Genomic DNA, 22,228 nt, shown 5'->3' on the forward strand with positions numbered 1-22,228 from the left:
TCCAACCCTTTTTTAAGGGCAAAATATGCTATAATAGGGGAATCCTACAGAAAAAACGCAGCCTGTAAACGGCTGCTTTCTTCATTATGTATGAACTTACATTTTTTAACGCAGTAAGGTGATGAGTGTGGCAAAGAAAAAACGAAAATCAAGAAAAAAACAGGCGAAACAGCTCAATATAAAATACGAGCTAAACGGATTGCTGTGTATAGCCATTTCAATTATCGCAATCTTGCAGCTGGGGGTAGTCGGGCAAACGTTTATCTATTTGTTCCGCTTTTTTGCTGGAGAGTGGTTTATTTTATGCTTGTTAGGTTTATTAGTGTTAGGAGTCTCGCTGTTTTGGAAGAAGAAAACCCCAAGCCTATTAACGAGACGAAAGGCCGGGTTGTACTGTATCATCGCAAGCATATTGCTGCTTTCTCATGTGCAGCTATTTAAAAATTTGACGCACAAAGGGTCTATTGAGTCTGCAAGCGTGGTGCGCAATACGTGGGAATTGTTTTTAATGGACATGAATGGCAGCTCTGCTTCACCTGATTTAGGCGGAGGGATGATCGGTGCGCTGCTGTTTGCGGCTTCACACTTTTTGTTTGCGTCGACTGGTTCTCAGATCATGGCAATTGTCATGATTTTGATCGGAATGATTTTAGTAACTGGACGCTCACTGCAAGAAACGCTAAAAAAGTGGATGAGCCCGATTGGACGTTTTATAAAAGAACAATGGTTAGCATTTATTGATGATATGAAATCCTTCAAATCAAATATGCAGTCATCGAAAAAAACGAAAGCGCCGAGCAAAAAACAAAAACCGGCCCGCAAAAAACAGCAAATGGAACCGGAGCCTCCTGATGAAGAGGGGGATTATGAAACAGTATCGCCTCTTATTCATTCAGAGCCGATTATCTCAAGCTTTTCTGATCGTAATGAAGAGGAAGAGTCTCCAGTTATAGAAAAGCGCGCCGAACCTGTGTCGAAGCCGCTTCAGGACATCCAACCGGAGACAGGTGATCAGGAAACTGTTTCTGCTCCTCCTATGACCTTTACAGAGCTCGAAAATAAGGATTACGAGATGCCGTCACTGGATTTGCTGGCAGATCCGAAGCATACCGGCCAGCAGGCTGATAAAAAGAATATTTATGAAAATGCGAGAAAGCTTGAACGCACATTCCAAAGCTTTGGCGTAAAGGCGAAAGTCACACAGGTTCATCTCGGACCGGCCGTAACAAAATATGAAGTATATCCTGATGTCGGAGTGAAGGTTAGCAAAATTGTCAATTTAAGCGATGATTTAGCGCTTGCGCTTGCTGCGAAGGATATCAGGATCGAAGCGCCTATACCAGGAAAATCAGCAATCGGAATTGAAGTTCCAAACGCAGAAGTGGCAATGGTTTCGCTGAAGGAAGTGCTGGAGTCTAAATTGAATGACAGACCGGATGCGAAGCTGTTAATTGGACTCGGCCGCAATATTTCAGGTGAAGCTGTATTGGCTGAGTTAAACAAGATGCCCCACCTTTTGGTCGCAGGCGCAACCGGTAGCGGGAAAAGTGTCTGTGTCAACGGCATTATTACAAGTATTTTAATGCGCGCGAAACCGCATGAAGTGAAAATGATGATGATCGATCCTAAAATGGTAGAGCTAAATGTCTACAACGGGATTCCGCATTTGCTTGCTCCGGTTGTAACCGATCCGAAAAAAGCGTCGCAGGCTTTGAAAAAGGTTGTCAATGAAATGGAGCGGCGGTACGAATTATTTTCTCATACGGGTACAAGAAATATTGAAGGATACAATGATTATATAAAACGCGCCAACAATGAAGAAGGAGCGAAACAGCCAGAGCTGCCCTATATTGTTGTCATTGTGGACGAGCTTGCCGATCTCATGATGGTCGCTTCATCTGATGTGGAAGATTCGATTACGAGATTGTCCCAAATGGCGCGGGCTGCCGGCATCCATCTTATTATTGCGACACAGCGGCCATCGGTGGATGTTATCACAGGGGTGATCAAAGCGAACATTCCGTCACGAATCGCGTTCAGCGTATCTTCACAGACGGATTCAAGGACCATTCTTGACATGGGTGGCGCTGAGAAGCTTCTTGGCCGCGGCGATATGCTGTTTTTACCTGTGGGGGCTAACAAACCTGTCCGTGTGCAGGGAGCATTTTTGTCGGATGACGAAGTGGAGAAGATCGTCGACCATGTGATTACGCAGCAGCAAGCGCAATATCAAGAAGAAATGATTCCTGAGGAGACAACAGAAACTCATTCCGAGGTTACTGATGAACTTTATGATGAAGCTGTTGAATTAATTGTCGGCATGCAGACGGCATCTGTTTCAATGCTGCAAAGAAGATTCAGAATCGGCTATACGAGAGCTGCGCGCCTGATTGACGCAATGGAGGAACGCGGTGTTGTCGGACCGTATGAAGGCAGCAAACCTAGGGAAGTATTATTATCAAAAGAGAAATATGATGAGCTCTCTTCTTAATGAAGGGAGTTCCGCTTTCTATAGTTGTCAATAATAACATTATGTAAACTGATCACCTTTCTATTTATTTTTTCGACAAAACATGATATAGTTGTCCCAATTGTTCAATAATTTTTATCGAAAGTGGTTTACGGAGGGGAAACATGTCTACAAAAGCTGATAATCGGCACTTGTATTTGAAAGTAATTGAACGAATTAAAGAGGATATAAAAAATGGGATCTACACTGAGAAGGAAAAGCTGCCTTCTGAATTTGAGCTTTCCAAAAAGCTTGGTGTCAGCAGAGCGACGCTAAGAGAAGCCTTGCGGATACTGGAAGAAGAGCATGTGATTATCAGAAGGCATGGTGTAGGCACTTTTGTCCATTCTAAGCCGTTATTTCTTTCGGGCATTGAACAGCTGAACAGTGTAACCAAGATGATAGAACAGGCGAATATGACCCCTGGCACGATTTTTCTATCATCACAAGTGCTTATGCCGTCTGAAGATGATACAAAGAGATTTCATTTGGCAGAAGGGCAAGAACTTTTTTACCTTGAACGAGTCAGGACAGCTGACGGACAGCCGATTGTGTATTGTATAGACAAAATTCCTATGAATATTTTGCCGAATTCTTTTTCTCATCAGCAAGAATCTATGTTTGACCTGCTTGAGAAAAATTCAGGCTCCGTAATCAGCTATGCAGTAACTGATATAGAACCGATCGGCTATCACGATACCATTTCTCCAGTACTTGAATGCGATCCGGAAACAGCTCTTTTGCTGTTAAAACAAACCCATTACGATCAGCACGATAAACCGGTGCTTTATTCTTTAAATTATTTTAGAGCGGATAAATTCAGATTTCATGTTTTGCGTAAACGATTCTAAAAACGGACGCCTGTATGTGTCTGTTTTTTTATTTGCACTGATTCATGTTTCTTTGTACATACTTTCATTCCGGTTAACGCAATATATAAGGGATGACAAGAAAGTGAATGGGTGAAAATGTTGAGAGAGAAAAATGGAATGAAAAATATTATTGCATTGTCTTCCGTCCCGCTTGTGATGACACTCGGGAACTCCATGCTGATTCCTGTTCTTCCGATGATGGAGAAAAAGCTGTCGGTGACTTCATTTCAAGTATCTTTAATCATTACTGTATATTCAGTAGTAGCAATTATTTGCATTCCGATTGCCGGATATTTGTCGGATCGTTTCGGAAGAAAAAAAATATTGCTTCCATGCCTCCTCATTGCAGGATTGGGGGGAGCGGTAGCTGCTTTTGCCTCGACCTATATGAAAAATCCTTATGCTATGATCTTGGCGGGGCGGGTTCTTCAAGGCATTGGTTCTGCAGGTGCCGCTCCGATCGTCATGCCGTTTATCGGCGACCTGTTTAAAGGAGACGATGAAAAGGTCAGCGCTGGTCTTGGCGATATTGAAACCGCTAACACGTCAGGGAAGGTACTGAGTCCTATACTTGGAGCCTTACTGGCTTCTTGGTATTGGTTTGTACCGTTTTGGTTTATTCCGTTTTTCTGTTTGATCAGCTTTTTACTCGTATTGTTTTTGGTGGCTAAGCCTGAAGAAGATGAAGATGCGCCTGCTGTTTCTGAGTTTATTAAGAGTGTGAAGAAAATCTTTAAACAGGATGGTCGCTGGCTTTATACGGTCTTCATTATCGGGTGTGTCATTATGTTTTTGTTATTTGGCGTATTATTTTATTTATCAGATACGCTGGAGAACAAGTATGCCATTGACGGAGTAGCTAAAGGCGGATTATTGGCAATCCCACTTTTGTTTTTGTCAACCAGTTCTTTTATAGCTGGCAAAAAGATCGGTAAAGATAAAGGCCGGATGAAATTTTGCGTTGTTACAGGAATGATTCTGTTAACCCTTTCGTTTATTGCCTTGTGGTGGAACCACAGTTTTTATTTTTTATTTGTCTTTTTAAGCTTTGGCGGGATTGGGATTGGAATGGCTCTTCCTGCTTTAGATGCATTGATAACCGAAGGGATTGAAAGTGAACAATGCGGAACCATTTCCTCCTTCTACAATAGCATGCGCTTTATAGGAGTAGCTCTCGGTCCACCTGTTTTTGCTGCATTAATGTCTAATGCAAACTGGATTATTTTCATACTCTCGGCGTTTTGCAGCATCGTTTCTTTATTTTTAGTGCTCTTTACTGTAGATGCTAAAAAAAGTGAAGAAGAAGAAAAAAACTTAGGGACGGTCTAGCCAGCCGTCTTTTTTTGCGCTTCCTTGCACAGTTTACACCTGTACCTATACAGCATGCGGAGGTTATTGTTTCCTTATAAATCCTACAGTTGCTATAATTACATGAAAGAGTGTTTCTGCGAATGCTGAAAATTGGTCATAATACATACTAATTAAGAAATGAACGAAGGAGGTTCCATATGTCATATGTTAATGAACTCAAATCAAAGCACGGCGGTTTAACCGCACACATTGTAGAAACAGAAAAATTCAAAACCGTCTCGCTTATTTTTAAGATGCTTGCGCCGCTGACAAAGGATCAAGTCACCAAAAGAGCGCTGCTCCCGCATGTGCTTCTACGCGGAACGAAAAGCCATCCGAAAACCGCAGAATTGCGTTCATACCTGGATGAGCTGTACGGCACGTCAGTATCGGCTGATCTTACGAAAAAAGGAGAGCGGCACGTCATTACGTTCAGGCTTGAAATCCCGAATGAAAAATATTTAAAAGACCAAACGCCGCTACTTGAGAAAGGGCTCCAGCTTCTCGCAGAAATCGTCTTTTCACCTGCTTTAGAGGGAGACGCTTTTCAGTCACAATATGTGGCTCAAGAAAAACGGACGCTTAAGCAAAGAATCCAAGCTGTCTATGATGATAAAATGCGCTATTCGAATTTAAGGCTGATACAGGAAATGTGCAAAAATGAGCCTTACGCGCTTCATGTCAATGGTGAAATCGACGATGTCGATGACATTACGGCAGAGCAATTATACGAAACATACCAAAGCGCTATCCAAAAAGACCAGCTTGATCTATATGTTGTTGGTGATGTGGACAGTAACCAGGTACATTCGGCAATTGATAAGTATTTCAAAACAGAAGAGCGCACTCTTGGCACGATTGAAAACAATCACGCTGATGAAAAAGTGCAGCCAAAAGAAGTAATTGATGAAGAGGATGTTAAGCAAGGAAAGCTGAATATCGGCTACCGCACCAGCATCACTTATACAGATCAGGATTATCCTGCTTTACAAGTGTTTAACGGATTGTTCGGCGGATTCTCTCATTCTAAACTTTTCATTAATGTTCGGGAAAAAGCCAGTCTTGCTTACTACGCGGCTTCGCGTATAGAAAGTTTTAAAGGCTTGTTAATGGTGATGTCAGGCATTGAAGTGAAAAATTTTGAACAGGCTGTTTCGATTATTGCTGAGCAATTCCAGGCAATGAAAAACGGCGATTTCAGTGAGCAGGATATAGCACAGACAAAGGCCGTCATTCGAAATCAAGTGCTGGAAACGATTGATACAGCATACGGTTTATCTGAATTTTTATATCAGCAGGCCGCTGCTCAAGTCGAGATTCCTATCGAAGACTTTCTTGCCAATATTGAGAATGTCACAAAAGAGGATATCATTAAAGCCGGCGAAAAGATTCAGCTTGATACGACTTATTTCTTAAAAGGGACGGAGGGTGCATCTTGATCAAACCAATCGAATATGAACAGCTTCAGGAGACGCTGTATCATGAAAAAATGTCCAACGGCCTTGATGTTTACGTTTTGCCAAAAAAAGGCTTTAACAAGACATATGCGGTCTTTACAACAAAGTACGGCTCGATAGATAACCGGTTTGTCCCTTTAGGTAAAAACGAGATGGTTCACGTGCCGGACGGGATTGCTCACTTTCTTGAGCACAAGCTGTTTGAGAAAGCGGACGGAGACGTTTTTCAAGATTTCAGCAAACAGGGGGCTTCTGCCAATGCGTTTACGTCATTTACAAGAACAGCTTACCTTTTCTCAAGCACATCAAATGTTGAACGCAATTTAGAGACGCTTATCGATTTCGTACAGGACCCATATTTTACTGAAAAAACGGTTGAAAAGGAAAAAGGGATTATTGGGCAGGAGATTAATATGTACGACGATAACCCTGATTGGAGGCTTTACTTCGGGGTCATTGAAAACATGTACAAAGAGCATCCTGTCAGAATTGACATAGCGGGAACAGTGGAAAGCATTTCACATATTACAAAAGACCTTCTTTATGAATGCTATGAAACGTTTTATCACCCGAGTAACATGCTCCTTTTCATTGTCGGACCTGTAGATCCTGAAGCGATTATTTCTCAGGTAAGAGAAAACCAGGGGAAAAAGCCGTATACTGATCAGCCGGAGATCAAACGGGAAGAAGTGAAAGAGCAAGAAGCGGTTTTCAGAAAAGAAAAAGAGATCAAAATGAACGTGCAGGGACCGAAATGCCTTGTCGGGCTGAAATCCAAAAAGCCGTTTAAATTAGGCAAAGAGCTCTTAAAGCATGAACTTTCAATGAACTTATTGCTTGAAGCGCTTTTCGGCAAAAGCTCTGCCCAGTATGAATCACTTTATGAAAAAGGATATATTGACGAAACGTTCAGCTTTGATTTTACTGCTGAATATGGGTTTGGTTTTGCGGCGATCGGCGGAGATACGCCTGAGCCTGATCAATTGGCTGAAGACATTTCAAGCATGCTTTTGCGCGCCGGTGAACTGATTACTGCTGAAAAGATTGAACTTGCCAGAAAGAAAAAGATCGGCACATTCTTAAAAGCGCTGAATTCCCCTGAATACATCGCCAATCAATTTACCCGTTATGCGTTCTTGGATATGAGCCTGTTTGACGTTGTAACGGTGCTCGAGCAGATTACCCTCGAGGATGTCCAGAACGTAATACAAGAGGAAATTGCTGCAGACAGGCTGACTGTCTGCAAGGTTGTTCCTAAATCATAAACAAAACATCCCTCCAGTGTGAGGGGTGTTTTTCTGCGGAAAGAAGGAAAGAGGATGAACAAAACAGCACTAATCACCGGAGCAAGCGGCGGCATTGGCAAAAGCATCAGCGAAACCCTTGCAGCTAGAGGATACAATCTGCTGCTGCATTACAATACAAATCAAAACGCGGCAGCGGAGCTTGCTGAAAAACTAAGTGAGATGTTTGGCGTAAATGCGGAGATATTACAAGCTGATCTGTCCGCGCAAGATGGAGCAGATAAGCTGACAAGTTCAATTGTTCAGCCGATTGATGCGATTGTTTTAAACAGCGGAAGAAGCCATTTTGGGCTGATTACGGATGTAGATAACGCAACGGTCCAGGAAATGGTTCAGCTTCATGTGGCGAGTCCGTATATGCTGACGAGAAACCTTCTGTCAGGCATGATTCGGAATAAATCGGGAGCGATTGTGGCTGTCAGCTCGATTTGGGGAGAGACTGGAGCATCCTGTGAAGTGCTGTACAGCATGGCAAAAGGAGCTCAGCATTCGTTTGTAAAAGGATTGGCTAAGGAGCTGGCGCCAAGCGGAATCAGAGTAAACGCCGTAGCGCCGGGCGCAGTTGATACAAATATGATGAATCAATTTACCCCGGCTGAAAAAGAAGAGATCGCTGATGAGATTCCGATCGGCCGGCTGGCCCGGCCGCAAGAAATTGCGGATGCAACAGCTTTTCTCCTGTCTGAAAAAGCGTCATATATCACCGGCCAAATTCTGTCGGTGAATGGCGGCTGGCACTGTTGACACGAAAATATTCGGTGTATAGTTTCTTTTGCGATGGACACAATAATCTTGTAACTTCACATGAAATGGAGGAAACAAGCATGTCAGTATTAGAAAACTGGGATAGCTGGAAAAACTTCCTTGGCGACCGTCTGAACTATGCGCAAGATAAAGGTATGAGCCAGGATACGATTACAGATCTTGCGACAGAAATCGGCAGCTACTTGGCTAATGAAGTGGAATCTAAGAACGAGCAGGAAAAAGTGCTGGCAGATCTTTGGAGTGTAGCATCAAAAGATGAACAGCACGCCATTGCCAATATGATGGTTAAGCTTGTTGAAAATAACAGCACTCACTAGGAAGAGAGGGGATTTTTCCTCTCTTTTTTATGTTTTCCTCATCACAGCAACATTCTTCTTTCTAATTAGAGAAAAATGCTTTATGATAAAGGAAGGTAAAATTTTGCCACAATGAAGGGGGTATATCATTTGGCAAAGCTCGAATGGTATTTTGAATATGAAATTCAAGTGAACCGCCCCGGACTGCTCGGGGATATTTCATCTCTTCTTGGGATGCTTTCTATCAACATCGTAACGATAAACGGCGTCGATCTTTCCAGAAGGGGAATGCTCCTCAGGTGCCGCCATATAGATCAAATTAAACGATTAGAATCAATCTTAAAAACGATGGAAACAATTAAAGTAACGAAGCTTAGAGAACCGAGGCTTCGCGACCGTCTTGCCGTACGCCACGGCCGTTATATTCAACGGGATGCCGATGACAAGAAAACGTTCCGCTTTGAACGGGACGAGCTTGGCTTATTAGTCGATTTTATGGCCGAATTGTTCAAAAAAGAAGGCCATAAATTAATTGGAATCAGAGGTATGCCGCGTGTCGGGAAAACGGAATCGATTGTAGCCTCTAGTGTGTGTGCAAGCAAAAGGTGGCTGTTTGTGTCATCAACCTTGCTGAAGCAGACGATAAGAAGCCAGCTGATTGCCGATGAATACAGCACTGAAAATGTTTTTATCGTTGACGGAATTGTGTCAACACGAAGAGGATCGGAACGCCATCTCCAGCTGGTCCGTGAAATCATGCGGCTTCCGGCAACAAAAGTGGTGGAGCATCCGGACATATTCGTTCAAAATACAGAGTATACACTAGATGACTTTGATTATATTATTGAACTGAGAAATGACCCTGATGAGGTTATTACATATGAACATGCCGAGGAACCCCAAATGTTTGATCAATCCGGGTTTTCAAGCTTTGATTTTTAAAATTGGAAGGTGTTTGTTGTGACTGAACTAGGAATCCGGCTCAAAGAAGCCAGAGAGGAAAAAGCAATGTCATTGGATGATCTCCAAGCGGCAACAAAGATTCAAAAAAGGTATTTAACCGCCTTGGAGGAAGGGAACTATGACATTATTCCGGGGAAGTTTTATGTTCGGGCATTCATCAAGCAATATGCAGAAGCCGTTGGGCTTGATGCGGATCAGCTGTTTGAGGAGCATAAAAAAGATATCCCTAATACGTATCATGACGATGTGTCTGAAAAGATCTCCGGCATGAATCTTCAAAAGGAAATGCCAAAGCCAGCATCTAAGGCGCTGGAGCTGCTGCCAACGATACTTGTTATTCTCGGCGTGATTGTCGTGATTGCCATTGTGTACGCGATCATTCAATTTGCCAATCACAAAAACAGTGATGATCACAATGCGGCATCAGAAAAAGCAATTACGCAAAGTGAGAGCAAGTACGAAATCCCTAAAGATTCAACGCTGAAAGAGAATCAAAATAACAGCTCTGAAAAAGAGACAGACACTAAAAAAGAAACGAAAGAAAACGAAGATAAGAAAAAAGAAAATGACAGTGAGAAGCTGGAGATTAAAGCTGCTGGCACTGAAGGATCGTTAACGACTTATGAAGTGTCCGGCGCTGATAAAATCGAGCTGGAACTGAAGGCATCAGACAGCTCCTGGATTCGAGTGCGTGATGAAAACAGCAGCTCTTTAAAAGAAGGAACGCTGAAAAAAGACGAAACCTATAAAAAAGACATAACTGATCAGAAACAAGTTGATATCCGCACCGGATATGCACCTAATCTGAAAATAAAAATCAACGGTAAGGTTCTTTCATATGAACTTGATCCGAAAAAAGTGATGGCACAAACCATAAAGATTGTAAATAAAAAGGAAGAAAAGTCATCTTAAATTATCAGATGACTTTTCTTCACGTCCGAGTATGAAATTGGAGGGGCTTTATGTTTAACTTACCAAATAAAATCACACTAGCTAGAATCGCATTAATTCCAATCTTCATGATTATCATGCTGGCGCCGTTTGACTGGGGCAGGCTCGAAGTTGGAGACGAATCAATCCCGGTCGCACATTTGGCGGGGGCCATTCTATTTATTATTGCATCTACAACAGACTGGGTGGACGGGTATTATGCCCGAAAATTGAATCTCGTAACAAACTTCGGGAAATTTCTTGATCCGCTAGCGGACAAACTGCTCGTATCCGCAGCGTTAATTATCCTTGTTCAATTTGATCTCGCTCCAGCTTGGATGGTTATTGTGATTATCAGCAGGGAGTTTGCCGTGACAGGTTTAAGGCTTGTCTTAGCCGGAACAGGAGAAGTCGTAGCTGCTAACATGCTTGGTAAAATCAAAACCTGGGCACAGATTATTGCGGTATCCGCATTGCTTCTTCATAATCTTCCATTTGAACTTGTGTCATTCCCGTTTGCGGACTTGGCGCTGTGGGTAGCCGTCTTCTTTACTGTCGTTTCAGGCTGGGAATATTTCTCTAAAAACTGGGAAGCGTTAAAAACATCTAACTAAGAAAGAAGGACTTCGTCATGGAATTTCCAAAAAAAGCAGAAATAATTGCAGTCGGTTCAGAGCTGCTGCTTGGCCAAATCGCCAATACAAATGCTCAATTTATCAGCAAACAGCTCGCTGAAATCGGGGTCAACGTATTTTATCATACAGCGGTCGGAGATAACCCGGAGCGGCTGAAGCAGGTCATCCGCATTGCTGAAGAACGCTCTGACTTCATTATTTTTTCAGGAGGTCTTGGACCCACAAAAGATGATCTGACGAAAGAAACGATTGCAAATACGCTGGGACGTCCGCTTGTGTTAAATGATGAGGCATTCCAATCCATTGAGGACTATTTCAAACGAACAAAACGCACGATGTCACCTAATAACCGAAAACAGGCGCTTGTGATCGAAGGCTCTGACGTGCTGGCGAATCACTTTGGAATGGCCCCGGGAATGCTCACAGAGCATGAATCGCGCTATTATATGCTTCTTCCTGGACCGCCGAGCGAATTGCGTCCAATGTTTGAAAACGAGGCAAAACCTCTTCTGCTGAAAAAGATGGGTTCAAATGAAAAAATTGTGTCAACCGTTCTTCGCTTTTTCGGTATCGGTGAATCTCAGCTTGAAGCCGATTTGGAAGATATTATTGATGCGCAAACCAATCCGACAATTGCGCCTTTGGCGGCTGATGGAGAGGTGACGCTGCGTCTGACAGCCAAACACGCCGATGAAAAGGAAACAGAGCGTCTGTTAAAAGAAACAGAGGCCGTTATCTTAGAGCGTGTCGGTGAATTTTTCTATGGTTACGATGATACTTCTCTTGTAAAAGAGCTATCTATAGCGTGTAAGGAAAAAGGCATTACAATTTCTGCGGCAGAAAGCTTTACCGGAGGGCTGTTTTCTGAATGGCTGACGGATCATAGCGGTGCCTCAAAATTATTTGCCGGGGGCGTTGTTTGCTATACAAACGACGTGAAGCAGAATGTGCTTGGTGTCAAGAAGGAAACATTAGATCGTTTTGGGGCGGTCAGCAAGGAGTGCGCATCCGAACTGGCTAAGGGTGTTCAAAAACTCACTGGCAGCGATATCGGCATTAGCTTTACTGGTGTAGCAGGACCTGATGCTCAAGAAGGGCATGAGCCTGGGCATGTGTTTATCGGTATTTCCGCAAATGGTAAAGAAGAGGTTCACGAGTTTCACTTTGCGGGCTCCAGAACGGGGATCAGAAAACGCGGCGCTAAATACGGCTGCCATTTAATCTTAAAGCTTTTAGAGCAAAAATAATATTTTCAGCACATTATCCTCCTAAGAAAACATGATTTCTCTGATACATTATGATATTTTGATAGGAATCACGCCAAGAAAAAATCCGAATATGCGTTCGCTTTTTTCTTGGCAAATCCCTTCAAACAGGGTATAGTATATGTAGTGGTAACATAAAGGAGGAAAAAATAGAATGAGTGATCGTCAGGCAGCCTTAGATATGGCTCTTAAACAAATAGAAAAACAGTTCGGCAAAGGTTCCATTATGAAACTGGGAGAAAAGACAGATACAAGAATTTCTACTGTCCCAAGCGGCTCCCTCGCTCTTGATACAGCACTGGGAATTGGCGGATATCCTCGCGGACGGATTATTGAAGTATACGGTCCCGAAAGCTCAGGTAAAACAACTGTGGCGCTTCATGCGATTGCTGAAGTTCAGCAGCAGGGCGGACAAGCCGCGTTTATCGATGCGGAGCATGCGTTAGATCCGGTATACGCGCAAAAGCTCGGTGTTAACATCGAAGAGCTTTTACTGTCTCAGCCTGACACAGGCGAGCAGGCGCTTGAAATTGCGGAAGCATTGGTTCGAAGCGGGGCAGTTGACATTGTCGTTGTTGACTCTGTAGCCGCTCTCGTTCCGAAAGCGGAAATTGAAGGCGACATGGGAGATTCTCATGTCGGTTTACAAGCACGCTTAATGTCTCAAGCGCTTCGTAAGCTTTCAGGGGCCATTAACAAATCGAAGACAATCGCGATTTTCATTAACCAAATTCGTGAAAAAGTCGGTGTTATGTTCGGGAACCCGGAAACAACTCCTGGCGGCCGTGCGTTGAAATTCTATTCTTCCGTGCGTCTTGAAGTGCGCCGTGCTGAACAGCTGAAACAAGGCAACGACGTAATGGGGAACAAAACGAAAATCAAAGTCGTGAAAAACAAGGTAGCTCCGCCGTTCCGTACAGCCGAGGTTGACATTATGTACGGAGAAGGCATTTCAAAAGAAGGCGAAATCATTGATCTAGGAACTGAACTTGATATCGTGCAAAAAAGCGGTTCATGGTACTCTTATGAAGAAGAGCGTCTTGGCCAAGGCCGTGAAAATGCAAAACAATTCCTGAAAGAAAATAAAGATATCATGCTGATGATTCAGGAGCAAATTCGCGAACATTACGGCTTGGATAATAACGGAGTAGTGCAGCAGCAAGCTGAAGAGACACAAGAAGAACTCGAATTTGAAGAATAAAAATAAAATAAGTTTCAAATGATACAAAAGGCTGAGTGAAAAACTCAGCTTTTTTGTATTTTGCAAAAAAATGATAAAAATATTGCTTTTTTTGACAACTTTTTTAGGGCTTTATTCGTCTAACAAAACGTGTGCAAAATGGAATTTATTTTGGGAGGAAAAAATGAATGACAAGCCCAACCCGCAGAAGAACTGCGAAACGCAGACGGAGAAAACTAAATAAAAGAGGAAAACTGTTGCTTGGTCTTTTAGCAGTGATGGTTTGCATTACGATTTGGAATGCTCTTCATCGAAATAGTGAAGAAAACAAGCCATCTCAAGAAACTGCAGCGGTTTCAAATACCGATCAGAAAAAAGAGGTCAAAAAGAAAGCTGCCAAAAAATCAGAGGAACAAATCAAAACAGTGGATCGAAATCAAAAAATCAGCAATTATTTAGAAGAGATCGGTTTCAGCGGAACAGCCATGATTGTCAGAAATGGAGAAATCGTAACAAATAAAGGTTTTGGCTATGCTGACCGTAAACACTACATTCAAAATAATCCATTGACATCTTTTTATGTCGGTTCATCACAAAAAGCGCTGATTGCAACTGCTATTTTGCAGCTTGAGGAAAAGGGGAAACTTCAGACAAGTGATCCGGTAAGTACGTATTTACCTCATTTTCCTAACGGACAAACGATTACTTTGAAGAATCTGCTTACACATACATCGGGGATAAACGGACATATTGAAGGAAACGGCGCCATTACTCCGGACGATTTAATAAAAGACATAGAACTGCAGGGAATCAAACGTCAGCCGGGTGTATGGGACTACAAGGATTCCAACTATTCTGTTCTCGCTTATATTATTGCTGAAGTAAGCGGTGAGCCCTATGAACAGTACATAAAGAATCATATTTTTAAACCTGCGGGAATGACGCATGCAGGCTTTTACAAAACATATAAAAAAGAACCTTATCCTGCTGTCGGGTATAAGATGGAGGGCAGCAAAACAGTTACACCGTATATACCTGATCTATCCCAGCTGTATGGAGCGGGTGATATTTATATGAGCGCTATAGATATGTACAAATTCGACCAAGCGCTGATAGACGGAAAACTGTATTCGCAAAAAAGCTATGAAAAGATGTTTACGCCAGGGAGCAGCTCCACATACGGCATGGGATTTTATGTTGCTCCCGGAAGCTATTCAAACCATGGTGTTATGCCGGGCTTCAATATCTTGAACAGCTTTAGCAAATCTGGGCAAACCATTGTTATTTTGTTCTCAAACATTCAAAATAATGCTAAATTGGGCCAAGTGAACAATAAAATATACCAGCTTCTAAATCAAGAATGATTGGCGATCTTCTTTTGGATGAATTGCATTCGGCGCGTGAAAATACGACTGGCCTGCAAACGTTAAGATGGCAAGCTTGACAAGTATTTCCGACACATTTACAATGAAGTTGTAACATTTGTTTTTTTAACATGATTGTTAAACCATTTAAACTTGACAAGGGCGATGAACACACTCATTCCCTGTGAAGGTTCTGTATGTTGAGAAAACTAGACAATGTACATGCCGACACTTTTTAAGCAACAACCAAGTTCATAGCAAGAGGAGGTGAAAGTATGACCCCAATTATGATGGTTCTCATCTCCATTTTGCTGATTCTACTCGGTTTAGTTGTTGGCTACTTTGTTCGTAAAACCATTGCCGAAGCGAAAATTGCGGGCGCACGCGGTGCAGCCGAGCAAATTCTTGAAGATGCGAAGCGTGATGCTGAAGCACTGAAAAAAGAAGCTCTGCTTGAAGCAAAGGATGAAATCCACAAACTTCGAATAGATGCTGAACAGGAAGTTCGTGAAAGACGAAATGAGCTTCAAAAACAAGAAAACCGTTTACTCCAAAAGGAGGAAAACCTTGATCGCAAACATGAGGGAATTGATAAACGGGAAGCGATGTTGGAGAAGAAAGATCATTCTCTGAATGAACGACAACAACATATTGAAGAGATGGAAAGCAAAGTGGATGAGATGATTCGTATGCAGCAGTCTGAGTTGGAACGAATTTCGAGTCTGACTCGTGATGAAGCGAAACAAATCATTCTTGAGCGGGTTGAAAACGAGCTTTCACATGACATCGCCATCATGACAAAAGAAACTGAAAACCGTGCGAAAGAAGAGGCGGATAAGAAAGCGAAAAACATTCTTTCACTCGCCTTACAGCGCTGCGCAGCGGACCACGTTGCCGAAACAACGGTATCAGTTGTCAATCTTCCAAATGATGAGATGAAAGGACGTATCATCGGACGGGAAGGGCGTAACATTCGTACGCTTGAAACGCTGACAGGAATTGACCTGATTATTGATGATACGCCTGAAGCTGTCATTCTTTCCGGATTTGATCCGATCAGACGTGAGACAGCCAGAATTGCTCTTGATAAACTCGTTCAGGATGGCCGTATTCATCCGGCACGGATTGAAGAAATGGTTGAAAAATCTCGCCGCGAGGTCGATGACTATATTCGTGAGATGGGTGAGCAAACGACATTTGAGGTTGGTGTTCACGGCCTCCACCCAGATCTCATCAAGATCCTCGGCCGCTTAAAGTTCCGTACAAGCTACGGTCAAAATGTGCTTAAGCATTCCATGGAAGTCGCATTCTTGGCCGGTCTAATGGCATCGGAGCTTGGTGAAGACGCAAAGCTTGCTAAACGTGCGGGTCTTCTTCACGACATCGGGAAAGCAATTGACCATGAAGTAGAAGGAAGCCACGTTGAAATCGGGGTAGAGCTTGCGACCAAATATAAAGAGCACCCAGTCGTGATTAACAGTATTGCATCACACCACGGGGATGAGGAGCCGACTTCCATTATCGCTGTGCTGGTAGCTGCAGCAGATGCGCTTTCCGCTGCAAGACCTGGCGCAAGAAGTGAGACGCTCGAGAATTATATTCGAAGACTTGAAAAACTCGAAGAAATTTCTGAGTCCTACGAAGGTGTTGAAAAATCATTTGCCATTCAGGCTGGACGTGAAGTGCGTATTATGGTGAAGCCGGATTCAATTAATGATCTTGAGGCTCATCGACTGGCGCGAGATATCCGCAAGCGAATTGAGGACGAGCTCGATTATCCAGGTCATATTAAGGTGACAGTAATCAGAGAGACTCGAGCCGTAGAGTATGCAAAATAAAGTGATGCGCTAAGCATCACTTTATTTTTTTGATGGCAAGGAATTTTCAAGAAGAAAGGATTTACAAAATGAGAATTTTATTTATCGGAGATGTTGTCGGTTCACCGGGCCGTGACATGGTCAAAGAATATGTACCAAAGCTAAAAACAAAATATAAGCCTCACTTTACCATTATTAATGGTGAAAACGCCGCACATGGAAAAGGCCTGACGGAAAAAATTTATCACAGCTTAATCCAGTCCGGCGCAGATGCAATCACAATGGGGAACCACACATGGGACAAAAAAGAAATATTTGATTTTATAGATGACGTTCCGAACTTGGTTCGCCCGGCAAACTTTCCTGAAGGAACACCGGGGAAAGGGATCACATATGTGAAAGCAAACGGCAAAGAACTAGCAGTCATTAATTTGCAGGGACGTACGTTTTTGCCGCCGCTTGATGACCCGTTTTTAAAAGCGGATGAATTGATCGCAGAGGCTGCGAAAAGAACACCGTACATTTTTATCGACTTTCATGCCGAAGCGACAAGTGAAAAGCTCGCACTTGGCTGGTACACGGATGGGAGGGCGTCGGCTGTAGTAGGAACTCATACACACGTGCAAACAGCGGATAACCGCATTTTGCCGAAGGGAACGGCATATATTACTGATGTGGGAATGACTGGCCCGTATGACGGTATACTGGGGATGGACAGAGAGACGATTATTAAGCGATTCAAAACGAACCTTCCAGTCCGGTTTACTGTCGCTGAAGGAAAAACAACGCTCAGCGGAGTTGTGATTGACATTGACGATCAAACGAAAAAAGCCGTGAAAATTGAGCGTATTTTAATCAACGATGATCACATGTTCTTTGAATAGTTGAACATATGGTTATTTTATAAAAATATTAAAAAGAAAAGCAGGAATATAGCAACTCCTTAGTGAATATAGTAAAAATGGAAGGTAGCCCGCTATTTTTGAAAAGCATTGTGGGGATGGCTTTTTGGATAGCAACATCTAATAATGATTGTTCTAATGAACACTCACTTATCCATTGTAAAACTAAGGGGGAGCAGAAATGGAAATCTTAAAAGTTTCAGCAAAATCGAGTCCAAATTCAGTGGCAGGTGCGCTTGCAGGCGTGTTGAGAGAGCGAGGAGCCGCCGAGATTCAAGCGATCGGAGCGGGTGCATTAAACCAGGCTGTAAAAGCTGTGGCGATTGCCAGGGGATTTGTGGCGCCAAGCGGCGTTGATTTGATTTGTATTCCGGCTTTTACAGATATTCAAATCGATGGGGAAGAAAGAACAGCGATTAAATTAATCGTGGAGCCTCGCTAAAAACAAATAAAGCATTCTCAACCTGTTTGCGTAATGCAAACAGGTTGTTTTTCATTTATTGTGATATTTTCTCCCGATAGTATTTTTAGCACATAAATGAGCGAATATACAAAATCAGAAATGAGATAAAACGTTTCAAAAAAAAATTCCGCCCTTTTTTCAAGACAGATACTTTTGTCCTTCTGGAAAAGACAGTACTGTTTACGCTTATTCCATATCATGGTACAATCCGAATATAACAAGAATTTTTCAAGGAGGATTGTACATGCAGAGTGGAAAGATGAAAGCTCTAATGAAAAAGGACGGGGCGTTCGGTGCTGTGCTGACTGAAGTTCCCATTCCTGAGATTGATAAACATGAAGTCCTCATAAAAGTGAAAGCCGCTTCCATATGCGGCACGGATGTCCACATTTATAATTGGGATCAATGGGCACGTCAGAGAATTAAAACACCCTATGTTTTCGGCCATGAGTTCAGCGGCATCGTAGAGGGTGTGGGAGAGAATGTCAGCAGTGTAAAAGTGGGAGAGTATGTGTCTGCGGAAACACACATTGTCTGTGGTGAATGTGTCCCTTGCGTAACAGGAAAATCTCATGTGTGTACCAATACTGCTATAATCGGAGTGGACACGGCAGGCTGTTTTGCGGAGTATGTAAAAGTTCCAGCTGATAACATTTGGAGAAATCCCGCTGATATGGACCCGTCGATTGCTTCCATTCAAGAGCCTTTAGGAAATGCAGTTCATACCGTACTCGAGAGCCAGCCTGCAGGAGGAACGACTGCAGTCATTGGATGCGGACCGATTGGTCTTATGGCTGTTGCGGTTGCAAAAGCAGCAGGAGCTTCTCAGGTGATAGCGATTGATAAGAATGAATACAGGCTGAGGCTTGCAAAACAAATGGGAGCGACTTGTACTGTTTCTATTGAAAAAGAAGACCCGCTCAAAATTGTAAGCGCTTTAACAGGTGGGGAAGGAGCAGATCTTGTTTGTGAGATGTCGGGTCATCCCTCAGCGATTGCCCAAGGTCTTGCGATGGCTGCGAATGGCGGAAGATTTCATATTCTCAGCTTGCCGGAACATCCGGTGACAATTGATTTGACGAATAAAGTGGTATTTAAAGGGCTTACCATCCAAGGAATAACAGGAAGAAAAATGTTTTCAACATGGCGCCAGGTGTCTCAGTTGATCAGTTCAAACGTGATCGATCTTGCACCTGTTATTACCCATCAGTTTCCGTTAGAGGAGTTTGAAAAAGGTTTCGAACTGATGAGAAGCGGCCAGTGCGGAAAAGTAATTTTAATTCCATAAAGGGGGATAAACATGACGAAGGAATTTGAGTTTTTAAAAGCAGAGCTTGATAGAATGAAAGAAAACCATACTTGGCAAGACATAAAACAGCTTGAATCTATGCAGGGCCCATCTGTCACAGTGAATCACCAAAAAGTCATTCAGCTATCTTCTAATAATTACCTCGGTTTCACTTCACATCCTAGACTCATCAACGCCGCACAGGAGGCCGTTCAGCAGTATGGAGCCGGCACCGGATCAGTGAGAACGATTGCCGGTACATTTACAATACATCAAGAGCTTGAGAAAAAGCTGGCAGCCTTTAAAAAAACGGAGGCGGCACTTGTATTCCAATCAGGCTTCACAACAAACCAAGGCGTACTTTCAAGTATTCTATCAAAAGAGGATATTGTCATCTCCGATGAATTGAACCATGCCTCTATTATTGACGGAATTCGACTGACAAAGGCGGATAAAAAGGTGTATCAGCACGTCAATATGAGTGATTTAGAGCGGGTGCTGAGAAAGTCAATGAATTATCGGATGCGTCTGATTGTGACAGACGGCGTATTTTCCATGGATGGCAACATAGCTCCTCTGCCTGATATTGTAGAGCTCGCTGAGAAATATGACGCATTTGTGATGGTGGATGACGCCCATGCATCCGGAGTACTTGGCGAAAACGGCAGGGGAACGGTGAATCACTTCGGTCTTGACGGCAGAGTTCATATTCAGGTCGGGACATTAAGCAAGGCAATCGGAGTGCTCGGCGGCTACGCTGCAGGTTCAAAGGTGCTGATCGATTATTTGCGCCATAAAGGCCGTCCATTTTTATTCAGCACATCTCATCCGCCGGCTGTCACTGCAGCTTGTATGGAAGCGATTGATGTCTTGCTTGAAGAGCCGGAGCATATGGAGCGCTTGTGGGAGAATACTGCCTATTTTAAAGCAATGCTTATGAAAATGGGTTTGACTCTCACAGAGAGTCAAACGCCGATTCTTCCTATTTTAATAGGTGATGAAGGTGTGGCAAAGCAATTTTCAGATCAGCTCCTTTCTCACGGTGTTTTTGCCCAAAGTATCGTTTTCCCGACTGTAGCAAAGGGAAAAGCCAGAATTCGCACGATTATAACAGCAGAGCACACCAAAGATGAATTGGATCAGGCGCTTGATGTCATCGAAAAGACGGCAAAGGAGCTCCAGCTATTGTAACAAGAGGAAGAGTTTACTCTTCCTCTTTTGATTCCTTATTGATTATTATTCTCAATGAGTGTACAATGATAGGTTGCCAGTTGTGCAGAGCTTCAATAACCTTTATACTGAAGGGTGGAAGTTTGGTTTGAAAGGAGAAAATATGACATGAATGAAAAACAAAAATTAGAGAGCGGACAAGTTAATCCATCGGACAAAAAATCCGAGAAGGATTACAGCAAGTACTTTGAAGCTGTTTACATTCCGCCTTCTTTAAAAGACGCGAAAAAACGAGGCAAGGAAGCCGTTACTTATCATAATGACTTTAAAATTTCTGAACAATTTAAAGGATTGGGAGACGGAAGAAAGTTCTATATCCGTACGTACGGCTGCCAAATGAATGAACACGATACAGAGGTTATGGCAGGGATCTTTATGGCGCTCGGTTACGAAGCGACAAACTCTGTTGACGACGCCAATGTCATTTTGTTAAATACATGTGCAATCCGTGAAAATGCTGAAAACAAGGTGTTTGGTGAGCTCGGGCACTTAAAAGCACTGAAAAAAAACAATCCCGATCTGATTTTAGGCGTGTGCGGCTGTATGTCCCAAGAGGAATCAGTCGTGAACCGTATTTTGAAAAAACATCCGTTTGTCGATATGATTTTCGGAACGCATAACATTCATCGCCTGCCGGAGCTTTTGTCAGAAGCATACCTTTCAAAAGAAATGGTTGTAGAAGTTTGGTCTAAGGAAGGGGACGTTATTGAAAACCTTCCGAAAGTCCGAAATGGAAAAATTAAGGGCTGGGTCAATATCATGTACGGCTGTGACAAATTCTGTACGTATTGCATTGTGCCTTACACACGCGGAAAAGAAAGAAGCCGCCGCCCTGAGGATATCATTCAGGAAGTGAGAAGGCTCGCAAGTGAAGGCTATAAGGAAATTACACTGTTAGGCCAAAACGTAAACGCGTATGGAAAAGACTTTGAAGATATGACGTACGGACTTGGTGATTTGATGGATGAACTGAGAAAAATCGATATCCCGAGAATCCGTTTTACAACGAGTCATCCGCGCGACTTTGACGACCGCCTCATTGAAGTGCTGGCAAAAGGCGGAAATCTGCTTGATCACATTCATCTTCCGGTTCAATCAGGAAGCTCAGAAGTTCTGAAGCTGATGGCCCGCAAATATGACAGAGAGCGTTACATGGAGCTGGTGCGAAAAATTAAGGCAGCGATGCCAAACGCTTCTTTGACAACGGACATTATCGTCGGATTTCCGAACGAAACGGACGAGCAGTTTGAAGAAACGCTTTCTCTATATCGTGAGGTGGAGTTTGACAGCGCCTATACGTTCATTTACTCTCCGCGTGAAGGCACTCCGGCAGCTAAGATGAAAGATAATGTACCGATGCGTGTGAAAAAAGAACGCCTGCAGCGTCTGAACGCACTGGTGAATGAAATTTCTGCTAAAAAAATGAAGGAATACGAAGGCAAGGTTGTCGAAGTATTAGTTGAGGGTGAAAGCAAAAATAACCCTGATATTCTTGCCGGCTATACTGAAAAAAGCAAGCTTGTCAATTTTAAAGGGCCGAAGGAAGCCATCGGCAAAATCGTCCGCGTGAAAATCCAGCAAGCGAAAACATGGTCGCTTGACGGAGAAATGGTAGGAGAAGCAATCGAGGTGAAATAA

General features: G+C 43.0%; 19 protein-coding genes. All 19 read left to right on the forward strand.

What is annotated here, in order from left to right; genetic code table 11:
- Positions 1-127: 127 nt before the first annotated feature.
- The 19 genes from spoIIIE to miaB all read left to right on the forward strand — a co-directional run bounded on the left by spoIIIE (position 128) and on the right by miaB (position 22,228).
- Positions 128-2,491 carry a DNA translocase SpoIIIE gene (gene spoIIIE, locus MHH79_RS09020; protein WP_063335368.1) on the forward strand — a complete coding sequence of 788 codons (2,364 nt, stop codon included), beginning with the start codon at positions 128-130 and terminating at the stop codon, positions 2,489-2,491.
- 143 nt (positions 2,492-2,634) lie between these two features.
- Positions 2,635-3,360 (forward strand): GntR family transcriptional regulator, encoded by a 726-nt coding sequence (locus MHH79_RS09025; RefSeq protein ID WP_003245732.1) that lies wholly within the window; start codon positions 2,635-2,637, stop codon positions 3,358-3,360.
- 138 nt (positions 3,361-3,498) lie between these two features.
- Positions 3,499-4,710 (forward strand): bacillibactin exporter BcbE, encoded by a 1,212-nt coding sequence (gene bcbE, locus MHH79_RS09030; protein ID WP_031600514.1) that lies wholly within the window; start codon positions 3,499-3,501, stop codon positions 4,708-4,710.
- Positions 4,711-4,889: 179 nt separating this feature from the next.
- Positions 4,890-6,170, forward strand: a complete 1,281-nt coding sequence (locus tag MHH79_RS09035; RefSeq protein ID WP_015383689.1) for a pitrilysin family protein — start codon at positions 4,890-4,892, stop codon at positions 6,168-6,170.
- Positions 6,167-7,453: a pitrilysin family protein gene (locus MHH79_RS09040; RefSeq protein WP_015383690.1), complete on the forward strand. Its 1,287-nt coding sequence runs from the start codon at positions 6,167-6,169 to the stop codon at positions 7,451-7,453. The genes MHH79_RS09035 and MHH79_RS09040 overlap by 4 nt, the downstream gene beginning before the upstream one ends.
- A 54-nt stretch (positions 7,454-7,507) precedes the next feature.
- Entirely contained in the window at positions 7,508-8,236 is a 729-nt protein-coding gene (efpI, locus tag MHH79_RS09045; protein WP_063335369.1) for an EF-P-5 aminopentanone reductase, read from the forward strand.
- An 80-nt stretch (positions 8,237-8,316) separates the two neighbouring features.
- The gene (locus tag MHH79_RS09050; protein ID WP_003245199.1) at positions 8,317-8,574 is read left to right on the forward strand and encodes a DUF3243 domain-containing protein; all 258 of its coding nucleotides are present in this window, start codon (positions 8,317-8,319) and stop codon (positions 8,572-8,574) included.
- Positions 8,575-8,703: 129 nt separating this feature from the next.
- Positions 8,704-9,495 carry a YmfK family protein gene (locus tag MHH79_RS09055; protein WP_003220998.1) on the forward strand — a complete coding sequence of 264 codons (792 nt, stop codon included), beginning with the start codon at positions 8,704-8,706 and terminating at the stop codon, positions 9,493-9,495.
- A 66-nt stretch (positions 9,496-9,561) separates the two neighbouring features.
- Positions 9,562-10,428 (forward strand): cell shape determination protein RodZ, encoded by an 867-nt coding sequence (rodZ, locus tag MHH79_RS09060; RefSeq protein WP_010886511.1) that lies wholly within the window; start codon positions 9,562-9,564, stop codon positions 10,426-10,428.
- Positions 10,429-10,478: 50 nt separating this feature from the next.
- The gene (pgsA, locus tag MHH79_RS09065) at positions 10,479-11,060 is read left to right on the forward strand and encodes a CDP-diacylglycerol--glycerol-3-phosphate 3-phosphatidyltransferase (protein WP_003244753.1); all 582 of its coding nucleotides are present in this window, start codon (positions 10,479-10,481) and stop codon (positions 11,058-11,060) included.
- A gap of 17 nt (positions 11,061-11,077) precedes the next feature.
- The gene (locus MHH79_RS09070; protein WP_003231847.1) at positions 11,078-12,328 is read left to right on the forward strand and encodes a competence/damage-inducible protein A; all 1,251 of its coding nucleotides are present in this window, start codon (positions 11,078-11,080) and stop codon (positions 12,326-12,328) included.
- A gap of 172 nt (positions 12,329-12,500) precedes the next feature.
- A complete protein-coding gene (recA, locus tag MHH79_RS09075; protein WP_003245789.1) occupies positions 12,501-13,547 on the forward strand; it encodes a recombinase RecA in 1,047 nt (348 codons plus the stop codon).
- A gap of 167 nt (positions 13,548-13,714) precedes the next feature.
- Positions 13,715-14,890, forward strand: a complete 1,176-nt coding sequence (locus tag MHH79_RS09080; RefSeq protein ID WP_063335370.1) for a serine hydrolase domain-containing protein — start codon at positions 13,715-13,717, stop codon at positions 14,888-14,890.
- A gap of 275 nt (positions 14,891-15,165) precedes the next feature.
- Positions 15,166-16,728, forward strand: coding sequence for a ribonuclease Y (rny, locus tag MHH79_RS09085; RefSeq protein WP_003221010.1), 1,563 nt, complete (start codon positions 15,166-15,168; stop codon positions 16,726-16,728).
- A gap of 68 nt (positions 16,729-16,796) precedes the next feature.
- Positions 16,797-17,591 carry a 2',3'-cyclic-nucleotide 2'-phosphodiesterase gene (gene ymdB, locus MHH79_RS09090; RefSeq protein ID WP_003245138.1) on the forward strand — a complete coding sequence of 265 codons (795 nt, stop codon included), beginning with the start codon at positions 16,797-16,799 and terminating at the stop codon, positions 17,589-17,591.
- Positions 17,592-17,790: 199 nt separating this feature from the next.
- On the forward strand, positions 17,791-18,051 hold the full coding sequence (gene spoVS / locus MHH79_RS09095) for a stage V sporulation protein SpoVS (RefSeq protein WP_003154135.1): 261 nt from the start codon (positions 17,791-17,793) through the stop codon (positions 18,049-18,051).
- 265 nt (positions 18,052-18,316) lie between these two features.
- Positions 18,317-19,360, forward strand: coding sequence for an L-threonine 3-dehydrogenase (gene tdh, locus MHH79_RS09100; protein ID WP_015483237.1), 1,044 nt, complete (start codon positions 18,317-18,319; stop codon positions 19,358-19,360).
- Positions 19,361-19,372: 12 nt separating this feature from the next.
- Entirely contained in the window at positions 19,373-20,551 is a 1,179-nt protein-coding gene (locus tag MHH79_RS09105; RefSeq protein ID WP_015383694.1) for a glycine C-acetyltransferase, read from the forward strand.
- 147 nt (positions 20,552-20,698) lie between these two features.
- Positions 20,699-22,228, forward strand: coding sequence for a tRNA (N6-isopentenyl adenosine(37)-C2)-methylthiotransferase MiaB (gene miaB / locus MHH79_RS09110; protein ID WP_015483238.1), 1,530 nt, complete (start codon positions 20,699-20,701; stop codon positions 22,226-22,228).

This window comes from Bacillus sp. FSL K6-0993 (assembly GCF_037977205.1).
GTDB classification, from domain to species: Bacteria; Bacillota; Bacilli; order Bacillales; family Bacillaceae; genus Bacillus; species Bacillus subtilis.

Bases quoted from the DNA above. Each gene is read 5' to 3' on its own strand.
- MHH79_RS09025 (WP_003245732.1), top strand. From the start codon at position 2,635: ATGTCTACAAAAGCTGATAATCGGCACTTGTATTTGAAAGTAATTGAA.
- bcbE (WP_031600514.1), top strand. From the start codon at position 3,499: ATGAAAAATATTATTGCATTGTCTTCCGTCCCGCTTGTGATGACACTC.
- MHH79_RS09035 (WP_015383689.1), top strand. From the start codon at position 4,890: ATGTCATATGTTAATGAACTCAAATCAAAGCACGGCGGTTTAACCGCA.
- efpI (WP_063335369.1), top strand. From the start codon at position 7,508: ATGAACAAAACAGCACTAATCACCGGAGCAAGCGGCGGCATTGGCAAA.
- MHH79_RS09050 (WP_003245199.1), top strand. From the start codon at position 8,317: ATGTCAGTATTAGAAAACTGGGATAGCTGGAAAAACTTCCTTGGCGAC.
- rodZ (WP_010886511.1), top strand. From the start codon at position 9,562: ATGTCATTGGATGATCTCCAAGCGGCAACAAAGATTCAAAAAAGGTAT.
- pgsA (WP_003244753.1), top strand. From the start codon at position 10,479: ATGTTTAACTTACCAAATAAAATCACACTAGCTAGAATCGCATTAATT.
- MHH79_RS09070 (WP_003231847.1), top strand. From the start codon at position 11,078: ATGGAATTTCCAAAAAAAGCAGAAATAATTGCAGTCGGTTCAGAGCTG.
- recA (WP_003245789.1), top strand. From the start codon at position 12,501: ATGAGTGATCGTCAGGCAGCCTTAGATATGGCTCTTAAACAAATAGAA.
- MHH79_RS09080 (WP_063335370.1), top strand. From the start codon at position 13,715: ATGACAAGCCCAACCCGCAGAAGAACTGCGAAACGCAGACGGAGAAAA.
- rny (WP_003221010.1), top strand. From the start codon at position 15,166: ATGACCCCAATTATGATGGTTCTCATCTCCATTTTGCTGATTCTACTC.
- ymdB (WP_003245138.1), top strand. From the start codon at position 16,797: ATGAGAATTTTATTTATCGGAGATGTTGTCGGTTCACCGGGCCGTGAC.
- spoVS (WP_003154135.1), top strand. From the start codon at position 17,791: ATGGAAATCTTAAAAGTTTCAGCAAAATCGAGTCCAAATTCAGTGGCA.
- tdh (WP_015483237.1), top strand. From the start codon at position 18,317: ATGCAGAGTGGAAAGATGAAAGCTCTAATGAAAAAGGACGGGGCGTTC.
- MHH79_RS09105 (WP_015383694.1), top strand. From the start codon at position 19,373: ATGACGAAGGAATTTGAGTTTTTAAAAGCAGAGCTTGATAGAATGAAA.
- miaB (WP_015483238.1), top strand. From the start codon at position 20,699: ATGAATGAAAAACAAAAATTAGAGAGCGGACAAGTTAATCCATCGGAC.